Source organism: Flavobacterium xizangense, from assembly GCF_054075145.1.
Window position 1 is genome coordinate 1,074,618 of the sequence record NZ_JBSIPG010000001.1, and the last position, 22,350, is coordinate 1,096,967.

Consider the following 22,350-nt stretch of genomic DNA (forward strand, 5'->3'; position numbering starts at 1 on the left):
TTTCAATAACAATATCAAATTTAAAATAAAATGAAAAAAATAATTTTAATAGCAATAATTGGCTTTTTAGGATTTTCGGCGCAAGCCCAAACTAAAAAAAATAAGAATTTAAAATACACAACAGAAGTTAACGGAAACTGTGAGCAATGCAAAAAGCGTATTGAAAAAGCAGCTTTTAGTGTGCCTGGTGTAAAAACTGCAACTTGGGACATTACGTCGCATCAGCTTGCTGTGATTTTGAATGAAGAAAAATCATCGCCAGCCGACTTAAATAATGCTATTGCTAAAGTAGGTCATGATACTAAGGAGGTTAAAGCTACTCAGGCCGATTATGATAATTTGCACAGCTGTTGCAAGTATGTAAGAGAATAATAATATTTGAAGCCTCAAGTTTTTTCTTGAGGCTTTTTTTATAGTTAATTAATCTTTAAAATACCGCATTTTATTGTGGTTGAAGTAAATTATTGTTACTTTCACGAACTTAAATAAAGTATAACCAAACCATTTTTATGAATAATTTTGATTGGACACAATTAGTCAACCCTGAATTTTATATCACATTAAGTATCGGCGGTTTTCAAATTGGTTTATACATCGTGCTGTTTATTGTTTTTGCAGAAACCGGACTCTTTGCTGGTTTTTTCCTTCCTGGTGACAGTTTACTTTTTTTATCAGGGATTTACAGCCGTGACTTAATCGAAAATGTCGTTTCTATTCCAAGTGATTTTCTAAATGTGTTCATTCTCTCAACTTTAGTTGCTATTATGGGAGTTTTAGGAAATATGACCGGATATTGGTTTGGTGCAAAAAGTGGTTATTATCTGTTTAAAAAAGAAGATACATTTTGGTTCAAGAAGAAATACTTATTACAATCTAAAGACTTTTTTGAAAAATATGGTGGGAAAGCTATTATTTATGCTCGTTTCCTTCCAATCTTTAGAACTTTTGCGCCAATCATAGCAGGAATAGTTTCGATGGATAAAAAGAAATTTATGTTCTATAACGTCTTAAGTTCATTTTTATGGTCTTTCATCTTGATCTTCTCCGGACATTATTTATATGGAGTGTTTTTAGAACAAGGAATCGATTTGAAAGAGCATATTGAAGTTATCGTAATAGGAATAATTATAGTATCAACTTTCCCGGTTTTCTTAAAGCTTATTAAAAAGCGAACAAGCCATCAGGAAAAAATATAAGCATAAAAAAGTCCGAAGTTTAAACTTCGGACTTTTTTTATTTAGATTATTCTGGAGATATTTTTGAAGAAAAGCTATCCTTCGAATTAATATATTTAAATGGGTAAAATTATGTTTTTTCAATATCAATATTTGATATTTGAAAATATGAGTTTAGTATTTTGGAGCTCAGTCTTGGAATTTGGATAAATATTGAAATTTTAAAAACCTACCATTCATTTACTTTATTAGCATCCATCTTTAAGAAGATAAACAATAAAATTGTGAAGCCCCATAGTCCAGAGCCACCATATGAAAAGAAAGGCAAAGGAACTCCAATAGTTGGAAAAATACCAATTACCATAGCGATATTTACAAAAAAGTGAATGAATAAGATTCCTGCAACACAATAACCATAAACACGGCTAAATTTGGTTTTTTGTCTTTCTGCCAAATAAATTACTCTTAAAAATAAACCAACAAAAAGTGCGATTACAACTAATGAGCCTACAAAACCCCATTCTTCACCAACGGTTGTAAAAATGTAATCTGTATGCTGTTCAGGTACAAAACCTCCCTTGGTTTGAGTTCCCTGTAAAAAGCCTTTTCCAAGCCATCCACCTGATCCAATAGCAATTTCAGATTGGTTAGTGTTATAACCAATACCCTTCATATCGACTGTTTTTCCTAGCAAAATGTTGAAGCGGTCTCTGTGGTGTTGTTTGAAAACATGCTCAAATACATAGTCTACAGAGAAAACAAAAGCAGAAATAATAGCCAAAAGAATACTGCTCATTAATAAATTCCTGTCGACAACTCGGCCCTTAAAATGTATAATTGCCAAAACAACGGCTGCGATAATAATCACAACATAGGGTTCTAGAACAAGTGTCAATACAAATAATAAAATAGTAATGAAACCGGTCCAAACATACCAAGAAGGCAAACCTTCTCGGTATAAAACAATAATAAAAATACTGTAAATTAAAGCACTCCCAGGGTCTGGTTGAGGTAAAATAAGCAAGACAGGCAAAAATACAATAGCAAGAGCCTGTATCTGCCTATTGACATCCTTGAGGTTGATTTGTGTGTCGCTCAGATATTTTGCCAGCGCTAATGATGTGGCTGCTTTTGCAAATTCTGAAGGCTGTAAAGTAAAGCTTCCTATGGCATACCAGCAACGCTGTCCGGCAATTGTTTTTCCAAATAAAAATAATCCTGCTAGAGACAATAATGAGACACCAAAGATTATACTGGCATATTTTTCATAGAATTTTCCATCTACAAAAAGAACCACAAAAATTAACGGAATTGTACAGCCAATGAAAATCAGCTGTTTTTGATACGTTCCTTCAGTAGATAATAATGAAGACGAATAGATGTTCAGCCACCCCAATATTACTAACGTGGTGTAGATAAAAACACTTATCCAGTCAATATTATTTTTTACGCTTTGATTTTTCATTTGAAATAATCTTTCTTAGTTTTCTTTAGTGGTGTCAGTTGCTATTTTCTTCGTTTCTGTTTTAGGAACACCTGGTTTAGGAGTAACTATTTTCGCTTTTAAAATCGAATCTTTTGGTGTAGATTCAATTGCACTTGCTTCATTCATTCCACCTAATTTGGCATATTCAGCAGCCAAGCTTTTATTTAAAACACGAACTTCTAAATCGGTTCTTGTGATTTTTTTTCTTAAGTATTTTTCAATCATTAAACTTGCAATTGGCCCGGCAACGTTTGCACCAAAACCTCCATTTTCAATCATAATAGCAATAGCAATTTTAGGATTGTCCTTTGGTGCAAAAGCTACAAAAATAGAGTGATCTTTTAGTTTTGTTCTAACTCCGTCAATTTTTGCATAGTTTTCAGCAGTACCCGTTTTTCCACAAATATCAATACCTTCCACTTTAAGAGCGTAAGCTGTACCTTTATTATAAACGTCAAATAATCCATTTATAACTGGAGGAAAATATTTTTTATCGATTGTCGTCTCATGACGAGTTGTAAATTTAGCATCAATTTTCTTTCCTTCAATCTTTTTAATGATATGAGGCGTATAATAATAACCTTGGTTTGCAACAGTTGCCATCATATTTGCCAGCTGAATAGGAGTCATTAAAACCTCACCTTGTCCAATAGCATTAGATACAATTGTTGTGCTTCTCCAGCCTCCGTTAGGATAGATTTTTTTATACGTTTTTGATGTCGGAATATTACCTTTTCGTCCCGTTGGCAAATCATATCCCATGAATTGGCCAAGACCAAAACTTTTTACGTGACCGCTCCAAACATCGACTGCATATCCAGGATTCTTGTATTTGTTAATCGTTAACATATACGATTGTGCAAAATAGGTATTACAAGAATTGTAAATTCCGTTATTTAATTGATGAGGTCCGAAACCGTGACATTTCATGAAACGTCCTCGACCATAACTAAAACCGTGATGGCACATAAAAGTTGTATGTTCATCTATAACACCTTCTTGAAGTGCAACAAGTCCGGTTAAAATTTTAAATGGAGATCCAGGAGGATATTCAGCTAAAAGTCCTCTGTCATATAATGGTTTTGCAATCGAATCGTTATATAAAAGTGTATAGTTTTTAGATCTTTGTCTTCCGACTAAAATTCCAGGATCGTAAGAAGGTGCTGTAACCAATGCTAAAATTTCGCCGGTTTTAGGTTCAAGAGCTACAATTCCACCACGTTTATTGATCATCAATTCTTCGCCGTACTTTTGAAGTTCAGCATCAATTGTTAAATTGATATCTTCTCCGGCAACTGCAATCGTATCGTATTTTCCGTCTTTGTAGGAACCAATTTCTCGGTTGTATTTATCTTTCTGAATGTATTTTACACCTTTTATACCGCGTAAAACTTCTTCGTAACTTTGTTCAACACCTTGCTTTCCAATTAAATCTCCACTATTATAATATGGATTTTTTTTAATTAAGTTTTCATTTACCTGAGTGATAAATCCGAAAATATTGGCACCATAATCTACTTCGTAATCACGAAGAGAACGTTTTTGAAAATAGAAGCCTTCGAACTTTCTGATTTTTTCCTGAAAAGCAGCAAATTCACTTTTGTTTAATTGCGCTAGAAATACAGAAGGAAGGCGCGGGCTATAAACTTTAGCCTTCGCAATTCTTTTGTCGTATTCTTCTTTTGTTATATTAAGTAAAGCACAAAATTCAGTAACATTCAAATCTTCTTTGATATCGCGTGGAATAACCATGATATCATATGAAGCTTGATTGGCTACTAATAATTTGCCGTATCTGTCGTAAATGTAGCCTCTCTCAGGATAGTCGTACTGTTTTTTTATTGCGTTGTTTTCTGATTTTAATTTAAATGAATCGTCTACAATTTGCAAATAAAATACCCTGATCACCAGTAAAGATCCTGCAATAATAATTAAAGCGGGCAGCAGAACTTTTCTCATCGTTTATTGGGCTTAATAAGATAAATGATTATGATTGAGGTTATAATTGTAAAAATCGAGCTAAACAGCGTTCGGAGTAAAATGTCCCAAATGAATTTGAATTGGAACGCTTCGAGCACAAATAATATAATATGATGCAGCAAAACGGATACCAAAATAAATGAAAACCGTTCTGGCGTTAAGGATTCGTTTAGTTTGATTGTTTGATATTCATAACTCAGTCCAAATGAAAACTTAAAAATATAAGGTCTGTAGTAAGCGAGAATCACACACGATGTAGCGTGAATTCCGCCTGAATTACAAAACATGTCCATTGTTAATCCGAGTAAGAAACTCGAAATAATTAACCCTGATTTATTGCTATTTACAGGATAAAGAATAATGTATAGAATATATGGAAAAGGACTTATATAGCCTAAAAAATTCATATTGTTGAAAATAACAATCTGAATTGCTAGTAACATAATAAATCGAAAAATATTGACTAACAATGCGCTATTCATCTTTTTCCTTTTTTTCTAAATTAATAAGTTCTTCTCTGTCTTTGCTTTTGATAATGTAAACATGTCCAAGGTTTGTCATGTCGTTAAATAGTTTAACTTTTATAACATAAAAACTGGTTTGTTCTTCTTTGTAAACGGTTTCAACAGTTCCAATGTTGATTCCTTCAGGGAAAATTACAGATTGCCCTCCTGTTACGATAGTGTCGCCTTTTCTAACAGAAGCTAATCTCGGAACATCTTTCAGCTGTACGAAACCAGTGCTTTTTCCATCCCATGTTAAAGAACCAAAGTGATTTGATTTTTTAAGTTTGGCGTTAATCTGTGATTTCATGTTCAAAATACTAACCACAGTTGAATATCTTGGTGAAGTGTTGTCAATTACTCCAACAATCCCTAAACTGTTTATTACTCCCATATCTGGTTTTACACCTTCATTGGATCCAGAATTCAAAGTAAGAAAGTTTTCGTGTGTGCTGTATGTATTATGAATTACTTTTGATACAATAATGTCAGCAGGTTTTACTCCTTTAATAGTATCAGGCAGAGGCAATTTTGTTGTGTCCTCTTTGTTGAATAAAAGACTTTTTAATCTTGCATTTTCAAGTACAAGTTCTTCATTTTCAGCTCTTAAATTCAAATATTCGTCTACACGATTAATTCTTTCATAAACACCTCCGCTCAAAAAGTTGGCAGAACTGATTATTTTGCTTCTATGGTAAGAATGTGATTGAATTGTGAGTGTCAACGAAATACCTAAAAGCAGCAAAAACAGCAATCGATTACTGTTTCTTATAATGAAATTAAATATTTGCTGCATTTCTTGTCTGGTTATTTTGTTTCAGGATATGCTTAAAGTTTCAAAATTTTACTAGAGTTAAATGTTTGAATTTAACTCTAGTAAAAAGTATAATTATTTATTTTGTATCTTATTTTATTAAGATGCTTTTAAATTTTGCAATGTTTTTAAGTGCCATTCCAGTACCACGAACAACAGCTCTCAATGGATCTTCAGCAATATAAACTGGTAAATCTGTTTTTTGAGAAATACGTTTGTCAAGACCTCTTAACATAGATCCTCCACCAGCTAGATAAATACCAGTGTTGTAAATATCGGCAGCTAATTCAGGAGGAGTTTGTGATAATGTTTCCATTACTGCATCTTCGATACGCTGGATAGACTTGTCTAAAGCTTTTGCGATTTCACGGTAAGAAACATCAACTTGTTTTGGTTTACCTGTAAGTAAATCTCTACCCTGAACTGACATATCTTCTGGCGGTCCGTCTAAATCTTCGATAGCCGCTCCAATTTGAATTTTAATTTTTTCAGCAGTACTTTCTCCAACAAACAAGTTGTGTTGTGTACGCATGTAATAAACGATATCATTTGTGAAAACGTCACCTGCAATTTTTACAGATTTATCGCAAACAATTCCGCCTAATGCAATAACAGCGATTTCAGTTGTACCACCTCCGATATCCACAATCATGTTTCCTTTTGGTTGCATAATGTCGATTCCAATACCGATTGCAGCGGCCATTGGTTCATGAATTAAGTAAACTTCTTTTCCGTTTACTCTTTCACAAGATTCTTTTACTGCACGCATTTCAACCTCAGTAATTCCAGACGGAATACACACAACCATTCTTAAAGCTGGTGTAAACATTCTTTTTTTCAATGCAGGAATACTTTTAATGAACATATTGATCATTTTTTCCGAAGCATCAAAATCAGCAATTACTCCATCTTTCAGTGGCCTTATGGTCTTGATGTTTTCATGCGTTTTACCTTGCATCATATTGGCTTCTTTACCAACAGCGATGATTTTGCCTGATACTCTGTCGCGTGCAACGATAGAGGGGCTGTCAATAACAACCTTATCATTATGAATGATTAAAGTGTTTGCGGTACCAAGGTCTATTGCAATATCCTCAGTCATGAAATCAAAAAATCCCATAAGTTTTTTAGGGGTTTAAAATGTTATAAATTATTTATCGAACAAAGTTAAACAAATTAATGTTTAAAATGACGCGTTCCTGTAAATACCATTGCAAGATTATTTTCATTGCAATAATTTATACTTAATTCGTCTTTTATCGAACCTCCTGGCTGAATTACAGCGGTAATTCCTGCTTTTTTTGCTAATTCTACACAGTCCGGAAATGGGAAAAATGCATCACTCGCCATTGAAGCTCCAGTTAAATCAAATCCAAATGCTTTCGCTTTGTCTACAGCCTGCATTAATGCATCGACTCTTGATGTTTGACCTGTACCTGATGAAATTAGTGTTCCGTTTTTTGCAAATACAATCGTGTTTGATTTTGTATTCTTGCAAATTTTAGAAGCAAAGATCAAATCTTCGATCTCCTGAGCAGTAGGTTCTTTTATTGTAACGGTTTTTAAATGCTCTTTATTATCCGTAATATTATTTCTGTCCTGAATTAACAAACCATTAAGACAAGTTCTTACTTGGCGATTAGGTAATTCAACTTCATTTTGAACTAAAATGATTCTGTTTTTCTTCTCTTGTAAAACAGTAACTGCCTCATCATCATATGCTGGAGCGATTACCACTTCGCAGAATAATTTGTTGATTTCCTGTGCAGTTTCTAAATCAATTTTTGTGTTAGAAATTAACACTCCTCCAAAAGCTGAAGTCGGATCACAAGCTAAAGCAGCTAAATAAGCTTCGCTGATTGTTTTTCTTGAAGCCAAACCACATGCATTATTGTGTTTTAGAATCGCAAATGTCGGTCCGTCAGTTTTAAACTCAGCAATTAAATTTACTGCAGCATCAACATCTAATAAGTTGTTGTATGATAATTCTTTTCCGTGAATTTTGTTGAACATAGCATCAAAATCTCCAAAGAAGAAACCTTTTTGGTGAGGGTTTTCACCATATCTTAAAACTTGACCATTTGCAATGCTTTCTTTGTAAATAGTTTCGTCTGTGTTGAAATAATTAAAAATGGCTCCGTCATAATGAGAAGATACATGGAAAGCTTTTGTAGCCAACAATCTTCTGTTTTCAAGAGTTGTACTTCCGTTTTGTTCCGTAATTAAATCTAAAAGAAGGCTGTATTCATTTACAGAAGCAACAATTACTGTGTCTTTGAAATTTTTTGCACCAGCGCGAATTAATGAAATTCCACCAATATCAATCTTTTCAATAATATCTTGTTCGCTTGCACCTGAAGCAACTGTTTTTTCAAAAGGATACAAATCAACAATTACTAAATCAATTTGAGGAATGTCAAATTCTTTCATTTGCTGTACATCGCTCTCGTTATCCTGGCGGTTTAAAATTCCTCCAAAAATTTTCGGGTGCAATGTTTTTACTCTTCCGCCAAGAATTTCCGGGAAAGAAGTAATATCTTCAACAGGAACTACTGGAATTCCAAGGTTTTTAATGAAATCTTCAGTTCCGCCAGTAGAGTAAATTGTTACATTTTGTTCGTGTAATTTTCTAACGATTGGTTCTAATCCATCTTTAGAGAAAACAGAAATTAATGCTGATTGTATTTTTTTAGTTGTGCTCATTGTGTAGTTATGATTTTTGAGACTGCAAAAGTAGTTTTTTTAAATATTATTTTAAAGAAAATTAATGTAACATTATGCTAAAAAAATCTACTGATGAGTAAGTTAACTTTTATTAGGTTTTTGATTTTAAATTATTGAATTTTACTTTATTGAAAAATACTACTATATGCTTCTTTACCTTCGATTATTAAAAGAAAGTCTGAGCTTTGCTATAAATGCTTTACGAAATAATAAATTAAGAACTTTATTGTCACTCCTGGGAGTTACAATTGGTATTTTTTCGATTATTGCTGTTTTGGCTGCCGTTGATTCTTTAGATAGAAAAATATCTAAAGATTTGAGCAGTTTAGATAAAAATACGATTTATTTAATGAAATATTGTTTTGGTCCGTCAGAAATTCCACAATGGAAGAGAGAACAGTTCCCGAATGTAAAATATGACGAATACATTGGTTTGAAAAATTCACTGAATAATACTGATCAGGTAGGTTATCAGCTTTTCGTGAGTCATGAAACTTTGAAATACGATTCTAAGACCGTTGCTGATGTAAACATTATTCCATCTTCATTTGAAATGGTTGATATTGACGGATTGAGTTTTGATAGAGGAAGATTTTACAATGAATCTGAATCGAATTCTGGAACTCCAGTTATTGTTCTGGGTTATGATATTGCTGAAGGACTTTTTGGGACAAGTGATCCGCTTGGAAAAAATATTCGTTTATACGGACAACGTTTTACAGTTATTGGCGTAATGGCAAAACAAGGAGCTGGTTTTTTTGGTGACAGCAACGATACTTCTGTTTATTTGCCCGCTAATTTTTTACGTAGAATGTATGGCGATAGCGATGCAATGACACCAGTAATAGTTTTGAAACCTGTAAAAGGCGTCGATATGGAGGCTTATAAAGCCGAAGTTGCTCAAAAATTGCGTGCAATTCGAGGAATGAAAGCGGGCGAAATGGATAATTTCTTTGTCAATGTGCTTTCTGGTTTTACTGATTTTATTGATGGAATATTAGGAACCTTAAGAACTGCCGGAATTTTTATCAGTATTTTTTCCTTTTTAGTTGGAGGTTTTGGAGTAGCAAATATCATGTTTGTTTCAGTAAAAGAACGTACCAATTTAATTGGTATTCAGAAATCATTAGGAGCAAAAAATCGTTTTATATTATTTCAATTTTTATTTGAAGCTGTTATGCTTTGTTTAATTGGCGGTATAATTGGTTTGTTTATTGTTTGGCTTCTTTCCATTCTTTTGACTAATTTATTAGAATTCGAATTTGTTTTAAGTTTCTGGAATATCTTTATTGGCGCAGGATTGTCCATTTTTGTAGGTATTATTTCGGGTATTTTACCAGCAGTTTCTGCAGCAAATCTCGATCCGGTTGAAGCGATCAGAACTGGAATGTAATATTGTTTTTGTGTTATTTTACTGTAAACTTTGATGAGTAAAAATAATTAGATACTTTTGATAGACTAAGAACTTAAATCACTAAATAAATGAGCTTTAACCTTAAATCTGTTGATACTGTTGAGTCTATTTCCAAAGAAGATTTTAAAAAGAATTATTTGGATAAAAGAAAGCCTTTAATTATAAAAGGGCTTACAAAAGACTGGCCCGCAAGAGAAAAATGGTCAACAGAATATTTTAAGGAAATTGCCGGTAATATTGAGGTTAAATTGGTAGATAATTCAAAAGCAGATCCGAAAAAAGTAATCAATGCTTCGATTGCGACGATGAAGTTTGGCGAATATTTAGATTTGATAAAACGAGAACCTACACAGTTACGTATCTTTTTCTTTAACCTTTTTAAACACAGACCCGAATTAATTGATGATGTAAAGATTCCGAAAGAATTAATGGGCGGTTTTATTGAAAGCATGCCTGCAATGTTTTTTGGAGGGTCTAAAGCCATTACTTTTTTGCATTATGACATTGATTTGCCACATCTTTTTCATACCCATTTTGGAGGCCGAAAACACATTATATTATTCGATAATAAATGGAAGAAAAGATTGTATTGTCTTCCAAATACCACTTATGCTTTAGAAGATTATGATGTAGCCAATCCTGATTTTGAAAAATTTCCTGCGCTAAAAGGTGTCGAAGGTTACGAAGTTTTTCTGGAACACGGCGATACTTTATTTATGCCGACAGGAATGTGGCATTGGATGCGTTATATAGATGGTTCTTTTTCTCTTACGCTTCGTGCTTGGGATCAATCCATTTCCCGTAAAATAGCCAGTGTTTGGAGTTTATTTATGCATGGAGCAGTTGACAGTGCCATTAAAGTTGTTTTTAGAGAACGTTATGCAATTTGGCGTGAAAAATTAGTCTTTAAAATCGCTGAAAAAGAATTAAAAAAGGATTTGAAAAAAGCAGGGTGATTTAAAGATTGTATTTCCGAAATAAAAAATTCTGTAGGAATGAAATATTGGTAGCGACGGAATTTATTCCGTTGAAAAATGAAATTCCGCGTTCAGAAGTTCCTTAGGAACGATATGTGCTTGTTTTAATGGTTCAATTTTGGTTTTGTAAAAGGAAATGTGATTCTTTTTTCGTCCCATTTTATGTTTTTCGAATTGTAATTTTTCTTGCTTTTCTTGTATTTCAACACCGTATCTTCCTCTTGTGTTGTTCTTCGCATTAAATAATTGTCTCTTTCTTTTAGTGATAATTTAAGAGCTTTAACTAAGTCAAAATAAGCTTTCGTTTTTAAGGTGTCTGATTTTGATGCTATAAAAGTCAAGTTCCGAAAATGGTCTTTATAATTTAATTTTACAAAATTAGAGATTGAATCAGTTGGTATTTGAATCAAGTCTTTAGGCTGCAAATCTATGAAATATGGGAGTGTATCGCTTCTGTCCCAATTTCCGCATATATGACCTACGTCACCTCGTTTGAAATAATAAATTGTTGAATCAGAATCGATAATGAAAGTGTTTGTCCCGTAAACTAAAAAGCCTGGAATTGGTGGAGGAGGAATAGTGTCGCCGTTAATAATTTGTCTGTTGTTTTCTTTAGAAATTATATAAGGTTTGTTTTTCTCAACAATCTTTTTGTCTTTTTGGGTACAATTCAAAAGAAGAAAACAAATCATAAAACCAATTAAAGGTCTCCACATAGAAATAAGATTTAAAATAAAGATATAAAAAAATCCCATCAGCCGAAGCGAATGGGATTTTATATATTTAGAAGTTTTAAAACTATCTAATAGTATTGTTTTGAATCAAATCGATATATAAGTTGATCTTATCTTTCAATTCTTTTCTAGGCGTGATAAAGTCCAAGAAACCGTGTTCTAAAAGAAATTCAGCAGTTTGGAAACCTTCTGGTAAATCTTTTCCTGTAGTATCACGAACCACTCGTGGACCAGCAAAACCAATCAAAGCGCCCGGCTCAGAGATATTGATGTCTCCTAACATTGCGTAAGATGCGGTTGTTCCACCCGTTGTAGGGTCAGTACAAAGAGAAATGTAAGGTAATTTAGCTTCCGCTAATTGAGCCAGTTTTACAGAAGTTTTTGCTAATTGCATTAAAGAATAAGCAGCTTCCATCATACGAGCTCCACCAGATTTAGAAATCATTACAAAAGGTAATTTGTTTTTGATTGCATGATCAATTCCTCTTGCAATTTTTTCACCTACAACTGCTCCCATAGATCCACCAATAAAAGCGAAATCCATACAGCAGATTACAAGTTCTCTTCCTTTAGATTTTCCTACTCCCGTACGTACAGCATCTTTAAGATGAGTTTTTTCCATTACATCTTTCAATCTTTCTGCGTATTTCTTTGTATCCACAAAGTGCAGAGGATCTTTTGATGTCATGTTTTTATCTAACTCAACAAATTCATTGTTGTCGAATAAAATTTCAAAATAGGTTGCGCTTCCAATTCGAACGTGAAAATCATCTTCAGGACTTACGAATAAATTTCTCGCTAATTCGTCAGCATCAATAATTTTTCCAGTTGGAGATTTGTACCACAATCCTTTCGGAACGTCCATCTTATCTTCTGTCGCGGTCGTAATCCCTTTTTCTTGTCTTTTAAACCAAGCCATTTTTTTAATTTTAGAATGTAGATTTTAAATTTTAGATTTTTCAATCTGAATTCAAAATTTAAATTTCAGGCTTCTTTAGAAATCTGAAATCTAAATTCAAAAATCTAAAATTTAAAGTGTGTTTACGTTATTTAAATCAGCAAAAGCTTGTTCAAGTCTTGCGTTGAATGTTACTTCGCTTTCACGAACCCATCTTCTTGGATCGTAATATTTTTTGTTTGGAGCATCTGGACCTTCTGGATTTCCAATTTGTGATTTTAAATAGTCAAGATTTTTAACCATATAATCACGGATTCCTTCAGTGTATGCAAACTGTAAATCAGTATCGATGTTCATTTTGATAACTCCGTAGCTAATTCCTTCTCTGATTTCTTCAAGTGTAGAACCTGAACCTCCGTGGAAAACGAAATCAACTGGATTGTGTCCTGTTTTGAATTTGTTTTGTACGAAATCCTGAGAATTTTTTAAGATTTTTGGAGTTAATTTTACGTTTCCTGGTTTGTAAACACCGTGAACGTTTCCGAAAGCTGCAGCAATTGTAAATTTAGGACTTACTTTAGATAATTCTTCGTAAGCATAAGCTACTTCTTCTGGTTGAGTGTATAATTTAGAGCTGTCAACATCAGAGTTGTCAACGCCATCTTCTTCACCACCTGTAATACCAAGCTCGATTTCCAATGTCATACCCATTTTGCTCATTCTAGCTAGATATTCTTTACAGATCTCGATGTTTTCTTCGATTGGCTCCTCAGACAAATCGATCATGTGAGAACTGAATAATGGTTTTCCTGTTTCTGCAAAATGTTTTTCAGAAGCATCTAACAAACCATCAATCCATGGCAATAATTTTTTTGCACAATGGTCAGTATGTAAAATTACAGTTGCACCATAAGCTTCTGCCAAAGTGTGAATATGTTTTGCTCCAGCGATTCCTCCAGCGATAGCCGCTTTTTCACCTGCGTTAGATAATCCTTTTCCAGCGTTGAATTGTGCTCCTCCGTTAGAAAATTGGATAATAACTGGTGCGTTAAGTTTTGCTGCAGTTTCAAGTACACCATTGATTGTGCTTGATCCAGTAACGTTTACTGCAGGAAGTGCAAATCCTTTTTCTTTTGCATAGTTAAAAATCTCCTGAACTTGGTCTCCTGTAGCAACTCCTGGTTTGATATTGTGTGCCATTGTAATTTTTTTTATAGTTGTTTTTAGTTTTTAGGTTGCAAAAATAAGAATTAATTAGCATTAGAATGGATAATTTATTCCAAAATTTAAAACCGAGTGACCAAAATTGTATTCTTTAAACCATCTGTCTCCCTTCTCATGTGCCGGATTATAAGTCTTGAAGCCTAAATCTAATCGAACAACAAAGAAGCTTAAATCGTATCGTAATCCAAATCCTGAGCCCAAAGCGATTTCAGCTAAATCGTTTACGCCAGAAAATTTTGCCTTCTCATCGATGACATTATCGAGTACATTCCATATATTTCCGGCGTCTGCAAAAACGGCTCCTTTGACATCTCCAAGAATTTTAAAACGATATTCGGCACTAAAAGCAATCTTCATATTGGCCTCGTTAAAATCATCCATCGCGTCTGTACTTCCCGGACCCAAGGAGTAAGGTTGCCATGCACGGTTGTCATTTGAACCTCCTGAATAATAACTTCGTGAAAACGGGATATAATTTGAGTTTCCAAAAGGAATTGCAATCCCGAAGAAGCTTCGTACCGCAAGCACATTTTCTTTTCCAAAATCCCAATGCTTGATATAATCAAATTCAGTTTTAATATATTCTGAATATTCTAAATTGAATATTTCATAATTGCCATTTGTGTTTTTAGGCAGACTTGCAATGTTTGAAATGGCAGATAATAAAGTTCCCGCCGATTCTACTTTGGTTTTAAACTGATAGAAGTTATTGTCAGCAAGATCTTTTTTGGTTGTTTTAGTAAAAGTATAACTTGTAGCTAAAATAAAGTCATTTTCAGTCAGACGAACTCTTCGTTCTTCAATACTTTCCACATCTCTATACAGAGGGTCTCCAGGAAGCAAGGCTGTTTGTCCGGTTAATACATCATTAGTAAATCCTGTAGTTCCTTTAGGTATAGTCAGATCTTTTCTCGCTTGTTCTTCTGCTGTTTCTCCCCAGTTGAGGGCATTTTCATTATAGTCTTTACCAATTCCATTCAATTCGTCATAAGAAGAAGTATAAACATTAAAATAGTTGTTTGGATTTAAATTACGTACATATTGTGCATTCAATAATTCCAATTTTGCTGTATTATGACGTTTTGGAGACCAATTATATGCGATTCCTCCAGTAAAGTTTTCTTTATCTAAACCAATATTTCGCTGTTTGGAAAAACCGCTTGAGATTGAAGTATAAGGAATCATTCTTTTCGGAATAATTTTTTCAGTTCCAAAAGGCATCAGAATTCTTGGGAAATTCAGTTTTAAATCAACTCCATATTCAGAAACATTAAAGAAATTATTATTCGGATTCGCCATATCTTTTGAGGAACCAATGTTCATTCGCGCTGAAATTTCTAACGTTTCTGCACGATTAAATACATTCCTAATGGTTTCAGAAATACTCGCTCCAATACCAAAATCCTGAATATTAGAATGTGTGACGTCAAAAGTAGCACCGAAACTGTATTTTTTTCTCGGCGTCAAATAAACATTTGCAATTAAAGATTGTGCAGTTGAATCTCTTTTGTCCACTTCGTATTGTATAGAAGGATAATTAAAGATTTTCAAATTGTTTAAATAACGAGAAGAAAGCGTTGTTCTCGTGTCAGAGAAAATACTTCCTTTTGTAATAAAAATAGCGTCGGTAATAGCTCGCGGTTTGTATTTGATTTTTTTATAACCATACAAATTAAAGTTGTTGTATGAAATACTATCGTTGATTTTTGATTTTGCATTAGCCGGTGAATAATCAGTATAAATATTTACATCGCTGATTTTGTACAATTTAAAAGGTTCTGTGCGGCTGGAATCTTTCTCTTGTATGCTATTGTTGTTGATGATTAAGTTTACATCGGCTTTATTTTGTTTGCCAATTGTATCAATATCAAAAGTCACATAAGTAGGCTGAAAATAGTAAGCTCCATTATTTCTGAAATAGGTTGTAATACGATTTTTTTCTTCTTCAAAATCTGTCGTTTTATATTGATTTCCAGATTTTAAAATCGAAGGCTCTCTGCTTGTATGATAAAGCGAATCTAATGCCGGAGTCAAAATCGTAGTTCTGATCGAGTCTAATGTATATGCAGGTCCAGTCGTAATATTATAATTGATTTTAGCTCTTTTAATCCCTATGGTATCAATAGTATAGTCTGTTTGTACTTTAAAAAAGCCGTTATTTAAATAGTAGTATTTTAAGCGAAGCAACGTTTTTTTTGTTTTTGCAGTATCGATAATTACTGGTGGTTCCCCTGTATTTTTTAAGAAATCATTCAATCCTTTATTTATAAAAGACTGACCAAGACGATCAACTTGTTTTGCTGAAAGTACTTTTGACCAGCGTTCATATCTGCCAGGATGATTGTCAAATTTTGCCTGATAAGTAGAATCTGGGTTTAAATTGGCTAAATTGTATAAATTTAAGCGTAATTTAAAACCTAGTAACTTTCCGTTTGGTTTTTGATACATCTGATTTGAGGCAGTTTCGTCATTTGAAGACTTTCCGTTTACAAGAATATTATTTTTTACAAGAAGATTTTTTCCATCTGGAACTCTTTTTACGGCATTACAAGCACAAATAAGTGTTGCTATTAGAATAAATGCTGTTATTTTTGTGGAATTATTTTTCAAGTGTTTATAAATATTTAATTCAAAAGTACATTATTTTATGGTTAGTAAAAACCAAATAAAACTTATCTCAGGCTTACATCAAAAAAAACAACGTTTTGCAAATCAATTATTTTTTGCTGAAGGAGTAAAAGTAATTCAAGAATTGTTGCAATCCAATTTTGAATTAGAGCATTTGTACACCACGCAAAATGATTTTGAAACAGTTCAGTCTTCAAAACGAACGTTCATTAATGAACAGGAGCTAAAAAAAATAAGTGCTTTGTCGACTCCAAATACTTGTTTGGCTGTATTCAAAATCCCTGCCGAAAATAAAATAATCGATTCAGGTTTGATTTTGGCTTTAGACGATATTCGTGATCCTGGAAATTTAGGAACAATTTTACGTCTTTGCGACTGGTTTGGAATCAACCAAATTATTTGCTCTAAAGAGACTGTAGATATTTATAACCCAAAAGTGGTTCAGGCTACAATGGGATCTATAACCAGAGTAAATGTAAATTATGTTGATTTGAAAAATTTTATCGCGCAAACAAAACTACCAATTTTCGGAACTTTTATGGACGGCGAAAACATTTATAAATCAAATTTACCTCAAAATGGAATCATTATCATGGGTAATGAAGCCAACGGAATTTCAGCAGAAATTGAAAAAATGGTCACAAGCCGACTCACAATTCCTCGTTTTGGAGAACTTCAAAAAACCGAAAGTTTAAATGTAGCCACCGCAACAGCAATTATTCTCAGTGAATTTAAACGAAATTGTTAGCTATTTGTTTTAGTGAAAAGTAAAATTTATTAAAATAGCTCTGGATTTCATAGAATCAATATTTCCTGTCCACGGGCTATTCGGGTCATTGTCTCTTACTAATTCATCAGTTATACCAAACATTCCTCTTATAGAGGGCGAAAAAATGAAATATTCTGTAAAGAAATCAATACCAACGCCCATTTCATAAGCTGCTGTCCAAGGTTTTACTCTGAATTTTTGTTCAGAATTATCATCCTGTGATTTTGAATTGCTGGACAAATTCAGTGTAGTTGACATTCCTCCGACCAAGTACGGACGAATATTTCCTGTTCGCAGCGAAGAGAATTTCAATAATAAAGGAAAATGAATGTAAGTACTGTTCACTTCTCTCAAATAGTCATTTTGGGCAGTAAAATTTGGATAATATAAATCACGTTTTGTGTAGTACAAACCTGGTTCAAAACGCAGATTTATATATTCCTGCAATCTTAAATCTGCTACGACACCAACATTAAATCCGGTAGTTTTTTTTACCTGAATATCCTGGTTCACAACATTTTTATAGTCAAATTTAAAGTCAAAGCTATTGAAACCCAAATAATATCCAAAATAAAGGCGTTGTTTTTGCCAGTTTTCAAGATTAATGATAGGGTCTTTGCTAAACATGTTTTTAGCAAATTGCGAATATCCTTTTGTCGATAAGACTAATAAAATTAAGATTACTGTTTTTTTCATACTATTTTTTAGAAGCAGAATAAATGGTTGCAACTCCAAAAGTTTGAGGCATAGCCACAACATCTATAAACCCAATTTTTCTCAAAATATTGTTTAATGCTTCTCCGTAAGGAAAAACAGCAGCAGATTCTGACAAATAGCCATAAGCCGAATTATCTTTAGAGAATAATTTCCCGATTATAGGAAGTATATTTTTGCTGTAAAATTTATAACCTTGTTTATATGGAGTTTTATCTGGAACTGATGTTTCTAGAATTACAAATACACCATTTGGTTTTAAAACCCTTAAAATTTCAGCAAATCCTTTTTCTAAATTTTCAAAATTTCGAACACCAAAACCAACAGTTATAGCATCAAAATAGTTGTCCTCAAAAGGAATATTTTCAGAATCGCCTAAAACTAAATCAATTGTATTAGATAGTTTTCTTTCTTCAACTTTCTTTTTTCCAACTTCAAGCATTCCTGCCGAAATATCTAAACCAATTATTTTTTCGGCTTTGGTTTGCGCCATTAAAATTGCAAGATCACCCGTTCCTGTAGCAATGTCAAGAATGATTTTTGGCTTAGTATCAGAAACTATTTTTAATACTTTTTTTCGCCATTTAACGTCAATCCCAAATGAGATCACACGGTTCAAATTATCATAATTACCAGAGATGTTGTCAAACATTTGGGCAACCTGTTCTTTCTTCCCTAAAGAAGAGTCTTTATATGGAGTTATTTTTTCAGACATTTTTTTTATTTAGGCAAATATAATACAATCTAACTTAACTGTAATTGGCTTTTTTAATTTGTAAATCAAATGTTTTAAAAGAAGGTCTTTTATTGTTGTAAGCATTCTTGTTTTGCCGATTTAAGGTATCACTAAAAACGGGTATTTTTTCAAAATCACTAAAAGTGGGTATTGTACAATGCTGGTTTTATGTCCAAATTTGTCAAAGATAAAAAGATAGAAATTTAATGATTGATTAAATTAATGACTTAAATCAGATGGTTACTTTTTTTGCGCTGGTAATCTATTTGTTCTTGTAATTAGTTTTGAAATGTTGCTCTTAAAAGCAACATATTATTAAGTGCAAAATACGTTCTTAGGATTAAATTTGTTTTTGGAAATTTTAATTTTCTTGCCTTTAATATCTTAGTGGTATTTGTTATTAAAGGCGCTTTTGAGACTTGTTCTCAATTAACATTTATGTTATTCAGTTATTTCAAATGTTTTTGAACATTTGTGATTTTTTTTACCAAAACTATTTCTCGAAAGAGTCAAAATCTAAAATCAATCTTTTTTAAAAAACATCCTTCAAAAGAGGATGTTTTTTTATTTTCGGATGTAGGTTTCGTAAGTGTAATCATAAAGATGTTTTTCATCTTTAAAATTCTCTTCAGATTCTACTAAAATCCATTCATTTTCATTGATTTTTGGAAAAAATGTATCCGCATCAAAAGTATGATGAACTTTTGTTATTTCAATAATATCAGTGAATGGTAAAGCAAGATTGTAAATTTCGCCTCCACCAATAATATACGAATCTTCATTTTCAGGACAAACAGCAATAGCTTTTTCAATGCTGTCGACTACAATACAACCTTCAGGATTGTAATCATTTTGTCGGGTTATGATAACGTGAGTTCTGTTAGGCAAGGGTTTTGGAAAGCTTTCAAAAGTTTTTCTTCCCATTATAATATGATGATTTGTTGTCAACGATTTGAATCTTTTAAAATCATTTGGCAAATGCCAGACTAAATCATTGTTTTTTCCAAGGGCATTGTTTTCGGCTACAGCCGCTATCATTATAATCATGGCATTCTAAACTAAAAATTATTTCTGAGTATCCTCGTTTATTTTGGATTCCAATTGGCTGATTCTTTTTTGCTGTAATGCAACAAGTCTGTCAATTTGTTCTCTTTCCCATTTTTTATTCATAAATCGATCTGTAATGTAGACTTTTATAAAATGTAAAATGAATAAAAAGAGCCATATCGTAATTCCCCAAATACACCAATTTTGATTTGTTCCAGCTCCAAAACCAAAAAATCTATTGGCAACAAATAAAAATAAACTTCCTATCAGGAAAAGCACAAAATGAAAATATAGGATTTTCTTTTGTCTGAGTCTTCTTCTGGCATATTCATACTGTTCGTGTACTTCTTTTTCCATAGGATTTTAAATGAAATGAGGTTATAAAGTTAAAATTTATTTTGAAAAGAAGGAATTTTGATTCTATAATATTTGCCTCTGAATAGGTTAAGAATTTGAAATCAGAAAATTATCATTGATTAATTTATGGATATGATTAAAATAAATGAGCATTTTTGCTATTGTCGTAAATCGGATATTGAGATGCTGAAACTTCAGATGATTTTGCGTAATTTTAGACATATCAATCTAAAAACTAAATAGTTATGTCTTTAAAGAAACAATTTATCAAAACAAAACCAGTGGTGAAAGTTACTTTTTCTATAGATGCTAAAAATGCTAGTACAGCTGCTGTAGTTGGAGATTTCAATAATTGGAATCCCGAAGAAGGAACTTTGAGCAAATTAAAAAACGGAACTTTTAAAGCAACTTATGACTTGGTAAAAGATGCAATTTATGAGTTTAAGTATTTAATTGACGGAGTATACGTTAATGAACCTGAAGCCGATTCATATAAATGGAATGATTTCGCCGGAAGCGAAAATAGTGTTGTAACAGTATAAAAAAATCCGCTTAAAATTTTAAGCGGATTTTTTTATGTTTTTATACAGCAACACTTCCTTTTATTCCCGGATGCGGTTCATAATCGACAAGTGTAAAGTCATTGTAATCAAAATCAAAAATGTTTTTAATCGCTGGATTTAAAATCATTTTTGGCAATGGTTTTGGTTCTCTCGAAAGCTGTAATTCTAATTGATCAAAATGATTGTTGTAAATATGTGCATCTCCAAAAGTGTGAATAAATTCACCAGCTTCCAAATCACATACCTGCGCAATCATCATAGTTAATAATGCGTAAGAAGCGATATTAAACGGAACTCCTAAAAAGATGTCAGCACTGCGCTGATACAGCTGGCAAGATAGTTTGCCTTTAGTTTCACCTTTTTCTAAATCTGGACTCGATACATAAAACTGAAAAAAGGCGTGACAAGGAGGCAAAGCAGCTTTGTTGTTTGCTACATTTTCTTCGAAAGATTTTTTTGTATCGGGAAGTACAGAAGGATTCCATGCTGAAACGAGCATTCTTCTACTGTTTGGATTTGTTTTTAATTCGGTAATCAATTCTGAAATTTGATCGATTTCTTCGCTGTTCCAATTTCTCCATTGATGGCCATAAACAGGTCCTAAATCTCCGTTAGAATCCGCCCATTCATCCCAGATTTTCACTCCGTTTTCTTGTAGATATTTAATGTTGGTATCTCCTTTTAAAAACCAAAGCAATTCGTAAATGATTGATTTTAAATGAAGTTTTTTAGTTGTAACCATCGGGAAACCTTCACTTAAATCAAAACGCATTTGATAACCAAAAACACTTTTAGTTCCGGTTCCGGTTCTGTCTCCTTTTTGATTGCCGTTTTCTAAAACGTGTTTTACTAAATCTAAGTATTGTTTCATTGTTGTTTAATCGTTTAATCGTTTATTCGTGTAACTGTTTAATCAATTAAACGATTAAACAAATCCACGATTAAACATAAATTTATCTTCTGGAGATTTCGTCTCTAATTTTAGCGGCCTTTTCGTAATCTTCCTGAGAAACAGCTTGGTCTAAAAGTTCGTTTAGTTCCTGCAGACTGTGTTTTGCATATACATCACCAGATTGATTGGTTTCTTCTTCGTGACCAAAAGTTTCCGGATTCGAAAGTACATCATCAATTTCCTGTGAACCCTGATCCGTGTCCGCAGTATTTGATTTCAAATAAATTCCGGCTTTATCTAAAATATTTTTATAAGTAAAAATTGGTGCGTTGAAACGTAATGCTAATGCAATTGCGTCTGAAGTTCGGGCATCAATTATTTCTTCGATTTTATCTCTTTCGCAAATTAAGCTTGAGTAAAAAACACCATCAACAAGTTTGTGAATGATTACTTGTTTCACGACAATATCAAATCTTTCTGCAAAATTTTTGAATAAATCGTGTGTTAATGGGCGAGGAGGTTTTATTTCTTTTTCTAGGGCAATAGCAATCGACTGGGCTTCAAATGCGCCAATTACGATAGGCAATTTTCTTTCACCGTCAACTTCATTCAAAATTAAGGCATAAGCGCCATTTTGAGTTTGACTGTATGAAATTCCTTTTATGGATAATTTTACTAGACTCATATATCATTGTAAAAAGGGCACTTAGCGCCG

General features: G+C 32.8%; 22 protein-coding genes. 6 read left to right on the forward strand and 16 right to left on the reverse strand.

The features are described from left to right. Positions 1-30 precede the first annotated feature (30 nt). The gene (locus tag ACWA1B_RS04545; RefSeq protein ID WP_035645699.1) at positions 31-372 is read left to right on the forward strand and encodes a heavy-metal-associated domain-containing protein; all 342 of its coding nucleotides are present in this window, start codon (positions 31-33) and stop codon (positions 370-372) included. A gap of 137 nt (positions 373-509) precedes the next feature. Further along, positions 510-1,196: a DedA family protein gene (locus ACWA1B_RS04550; RefSeq protein ID WP_456904654.1), complete on the forward strand. Its 687-nt coding sequence runs from the start codon at positions 510-512 to the stop codon at positions 1,194-1,196. Positions 1,197-1,404: 208 nt separating this feature from the next. Here ACWA1B_RS04550 and rodA read toward each other — a convergent pair whose 3' ends face one another. The 6 genes from rodA to purH form a co-directional block, all read right to left on the reverse strand. After that, positions 1,405-2,640, reverse strand: coding sequence for a rod shape-determining protein RodA (rodA, locus tag ACWA1B_RS04555; RefSeq protein ID WP_456904655.1), 1,236 nt, complete (start codon positions 2,638-2,640; stop codon positions 1,405-1,407). A 15-nt stretch (positions 2,641-2,655) separates the two neighbouring features. Next, entirely contained in the window at positions 2,656-4,620 is a 1,965-nt protein-coding gene (gene mrdA / locus ACWA1B_RS04560) for a penicillin-binding protein 2 (protein ID WP_456904656.1), read from the reverse strand. Next, the gene (locus tag ACWA1B_RS04565; protein WP_133523327.1) at positions 4,617-5,123 is read right to left on the reverse strand and encodes a rod shape-determining protein MreD; all 507 of its coding nucleotides are present in this window, start codon (positions 5,121-5,123) and stop codon (positions 4,617-4,619) included. Before ACWA1B_RS04565 ends, mrdA begins: the two co-directional genes overlap by 4 nt. After that, the gene (gene mreC, locus ACWA1B_RS04570) at positions 5,116-5,940 is read right to left on the reverse strand and encodes a rod shape-determining protein MreC (RefSeq protein WP_456904657.1); all 825 of its coding nucleotides are present in this window, start codon (positions 5,938-5,940) and stop codon (positions 5,116-5,118) included. The genes ACWA1B_RS04565 and mreC overlap by 8 nt, the downstream gene beginning before the upstream one ends. A 109-nt stretch (positions 5,941-6,049) precedes the next feature. After that, a complete protein-coding gene (locus ACWA1B_RS04575; protein ID WP_008466528.1) occupies positions 6,050-7,078 on the reverse strand; it encodes a rod shape-determining protein in 1,029 nt (342 codons plus the stop codon). A 56-nt stretch (positions 7,079-7,134) separates the two neighbouring features. Continuing rightward, positions 7,135-8,661 carry a bifunctional phosphoribosylaminoimidazolecarboxamide formyltransferase/IMP cyclohydrolase gene (purH, locus tag ACWA1B_RS04580; protein WP_456904658.1) on the reverse strand — a complete coding sequence of 509 codons (1,527 nt, stop codon included), beginning with the start codon at positions 8,659-8,661 and terminating at the stop codon, positions 7,135-7,137. A 166-nt stretch (positions 8,662-8,827) separates the two neighbouring features. Here purH and ACWA1B_RS04585 point away from each other — a divergent pair, with 166 nt between their 5' ends. Next, a complete protein-coding gene (locus ACWA1B_RS04585) occupies positions 8,828-10,075 on the forward strand; it encodes an ABC transporter permease (RefSeq protein ID WP_456904659.1) in 1,248 nt (415 codons plus the stop codon). Between the two features lie 89 nt (positions 10,076-10,164). Then, positions 10,165-11,052, forward strand: a complete 888-nt coding sequence (locus ACWA1B_RS04590; protein ID WP_456904660.1) for a cupin-like domain-containing protein — start codon at positions 10,165-10,167, stop codon at positions 11,050-11,052. Positions 11,053-11,177: 125 nt separating this feature from the next. Here ACWA1B_RS04590 and ACWA1B_RS04595 read toward each other — a convergent pair whose 3' ends face one another. The 4 genes from ACWA1B_RS04595 to tamL form a co-directional block, all read right to left on the reverse strand. Next, positions 11,178-11,789 carry a hypothetical protein gene (locus tag ACWA1B_RS04595; protein ID WP_456904661.1) on the reverse strand — a complete coding sequence of 204 codons (612 nt, stop codon included), beginning with the start codon at positions 11,787-11,789 and terminating at the stop codon, positions 11,178-11,180. 82 nt (positions 11,790-11,871) lie between these two features. Next, the gene (gene accD, locus ACWA1B_RS04600; protein WP_026983883.1) at positions 11,872-12,726 is read right to left on the reverse strand and encodes an acetyl-CoA carboxylase, carboxyltransferase subunit beta; all 855 of its coding nucleotides are present in this window, start codon (positions 12,724-12,726) and stop codon (positions 11,872-11,874) included. 111 nt (positions 12,727-12,837) lie between these two features. Beyond that, positions 12,838-13,905: a class II fructose-bisphosphate aldolase gene (gene fbaA, locus ACWA1B_RS04605; RefSeq protein ID WP_456904662.1), complete on the reverse strand. Its 1,068-nt coding sequence runs from the start codon at positions 13,903-13,905 to the stop codon at positions 12,838-12,840. A 60-nt stretch (positions 13,906-13,965) separates the two neighbouring features. Beyond that, the gene (gene tamL, locus ACWA1B_RS04610) at positions 13,966-16,539 is read right to left on the reverse strand and encodes a translocation and assembly module lipoprotein TamL (RefSeq protein WP_456904663.1); all 2,574 of its coding nucleotides are present in this window, start codon (positions 16,537-16,539) and stop codon (positions 13,966-13,968) included. Between the two features lie 37 nt (positions 16,540-16,576). Here tamL and ACWA1B_RS04615 point away from each other — a divergent pair, with 37 nt between their 5' ends. Beyond that, positions 16,577-17,305 (forward strand): TrmH family RNA methyltransferase, encoded by a 729-nt coding sequence (locus ACWA1B_RS04615; RefSeq protein ID WP_456904664.1) that lies wholly within the window; start codon positions 16,577-16,579, stop codon positions 17,303-17,305. A 9-nt stretch (positions 17,306-17,314) separates the two neighbouring features. Here the strand turns inward: ACWA1B_RS04615 and porT are convergent, their stop codons facing one another. The 4 genes from porT to ACWA1B_RS04635 all read right to left on the reverse strand — a co-directional run bounded on the left by porT (position 17,315) and on the right by ACWA1B_RS04635 (position 20,180). After that, on the reverse strand, positions 17,315-18,022 hold the full coding sequence (gene porT, locus ACWA1B_RS04620) for a type IX secretion/gliding motility protein PorT/SprT (RefSeq protein WP_456904665.1): 708 nt from the start codon (positions 18,020-18,022) through the stop codon (positions 17,315-17,317). Between the two features lies 1 nt (position 18,023). Beyond that, a complete protein-coding gene (gene ubiE / locus ACWA1B_RS04625) occupies positions 18,024-18,755 on the reverse strand; it encodes a bifunctional demethylmenaquinone methyltransferase/2-methoxy-6-polyprenyl-1,4-benzoquinol methylase UbiE (RefSeq protein WP_035645663.1) in 732 nt (243 codons plus the stop codon). A gap of 585 nt (positions 18,756-19,340) precedes the next feature. Then, positions 19,341-19,823 carry a dihydrofolate reductase gene (locus ACWA1B_RS04630; RefSeq protein ID WP_456904666.1) on the reverse strand — a complete coding sequence of 161 codons (483 nt, stop codon included), beginning with the start codon at positions 19,821-19,823 and terminating at the stop codon, positions 19,341-19,343. 18 nt (positions 19,824-19,841) lie between these two features. Next, a complete protein-coding gene (locus ACWA1B_RS04635; protein ID WP_456904667.1) occupies positions 19,842-20,180 on the reverse strand; it encodes a 2TM domain-containing protein in 339 nt (112 codons plus the stop codon). Between the two features lie 245 nt (positions 20,181-20,425). Here ACWA1B_RS04635 and ACWA1B_RS04640 point away from each other — a divergent pair, with 245 nt between their 5' ends. After that, entirely contained in the window at positions 20,426-20,722 is a 297-nt protein-coding gene (locus ACWA1B_RS04640) for an isoamylase early set domain-containing protein (protein WP_456904668.1), read from the forward strand. Positions 20,723-20,762: 40 nt separating this feature from the next. On the opposite strand, the gene ACWA1B_RS04645 is transcribed toward ACWA1B_RS04640, so the two are convergent. After that, positions 20,763-21,614, reverse strand: a complete 852-nt coding sequence (locus ACWA1B_RS04645) for a thymidylate synthase (protein ID WP_456904669.1) — start codon at positions 21,612-21,614, stop codon at positions 20,763-20,765. Positions 21,615-21,696: 82 nt separating this feature from the next. Then, positions 21,697-22,320, reverse strand: coding sequence for a bifunctional nuclease family protein (locus ACWA1B_RS04650; protein ID WP_035645654.1), 624 nt, complete (start codon positions 22,318-22,320; stop codon positions 21,697-21,699). Positions 22,321-22,350: the final 30 nt, after the last annotated feature.

Excerpts from the sequence above, each read along its gene's own strand:
- ACWA1B_RS04545 (WP_035645699.1), top strand. The coding sequence starts at position 31 with ATGAAAAAAATAATTTTAATAGCAATAATTGGCTTTTTAGGATTTTCG.
- ACWA1B_RS04550 (WP_456904654.1), top strand. The coding sequence starts at position 510 with ATGAATAATTTTGATTGGACACAATTAGTCAACCCTGAATTTTATATC.
- rodA (WP_456904655.1), bottom strand. The coding sequence starts at position 2,640 with ATGAAAAATCAAAGCGTAAAAAATAATATTGACTGGATAAGTGTTTTT.
- mrdA (WP_456904656.1), bottom strand. The coding sequence starts at position 4,620 with ATGAGAAAAGTTCTGCTGCCCGCTTTAATTATTATTGCAGGATCTTTA.
- ACWA1B_RS04565 (WP_133523327.1), bottom strand. The coding sequence starts at position 5,123 with ATGAATAGCGCATTGTTAGTCAATATTTTTCGATTTATTATGTTACTA.
- mreC (WP_456904657.1), bottom strand. The coding sequence starts at position 5,940 with ATGCAGCAAATATTTAATTTCATTATAAGAAACAGTAATCGATTGCTG.
- ACWA1B_RS04575 (WP_008466528.1), bottom strand. The coding sequence starts at position 7,078 with ATGGGATTTTTTGATTTCATGACTGAGGATATTGCAATAGACCTTGGT.
- purH (WP_456904658.1), bottom strand. The coding sequence starts at position 8,661 with ATGAGCACAACTAAAAAAATACAATCAGCATTAATTTCTGTTTTCTCT.
- ACWA1B_RS04585 (WP_456904659.1), top strand. The coding sequence starts at position 8,828 with ATGCTTCTTTACCTTCGATTATTAAAAGAAAGTCTGAGCTTTGCTATA.
- ACWA1B_RS04590 (WP_456904660.1), top strand. The coding sequence starts at position 10,165 with ATGAGCTTTAACCTTAAATCTGTTGATACTGTTGAGTCTATTTCCAAA.
- ACWA1B_RS04595 (WP_456904661.1), bottom strand. The coding sequence starts at position 11,789 with ATGTGGAGACCTTTAATTGGTTTTATGATTTGTTTTCTTCTTTTGAAT.
- accD (WP_026983883.1), bottom strand. The coding sequence starts at position 12,726 with ATGGCTTGGTTTAAAAGACAAGAAAAAGGGATTACGACCGCGACAGAA.
- fbaA (WP_456904662.1), bottom strand. The coding sequence starts at position 13,905 with ATGGCACACAATATCAAACCAGGAGTTGCTACAGGAGACCAAGTTCAG.
- ACWA1B_RS04615 (WP_456904664.1), top strand. The coding sequence starts at position 16,577 with ATGGTTAGTAAAAACCAAATAAAACTTATCTCAGGCTTACATCAAAAA.
- porT (WP_456904665.1), bottom strand. The coding sequence starts at position 18,022 with ATGAAAAAAACAGTAATCTTAATTTTATTAGTCTTATCGACAAAAGGA.
- ubiE (WP_035645663.1), bottom strand. The coding sequence starts at position 18,755 with ATGTCTGAAAAAATAACTCCATATAAAGACTCTTCTTTAGGGAAGAAA.
- ACWA1B_RS04630 (WP_456904666.1), bottom strand. The coding sequence starts at position 19,823 with ATGATTATAATGATAGCGGCTGTAGCCGAAAACAATGCCCTTGGAAAA.
- ACWA1B_RS04635 (WP_456904667.1), bottom strand. The coding sequence starts at position 20,180 with ATGGAAAAAGAAGTACACGAACAGTATGAATATGCCAGAAGAAGACTC.
- ACWA1B_RS04640 (WP_456904668.1), top strand. The coding sequence starts at position 20,426 with ATGTCTTTAAAGAAACAATTTATCAAAACAAAACCAGTGGTGAAAGTT.
- ACWA1B_RS04645 (WP_456904669.1), bottom strand. The coding sequence starts at position 21,614 with ATGAAACAATACTTAGATTTAGTAAAACACGTTTTAGAAAACGGCAAT.
- ACWA1B_RS04650 (WP_035645654.1), bottom strand. The coding sequence starts at position 22,320 with ATGAGTCTAGTAAAATTATCCATAAAAGGAATTTCATACAGTCAAACT.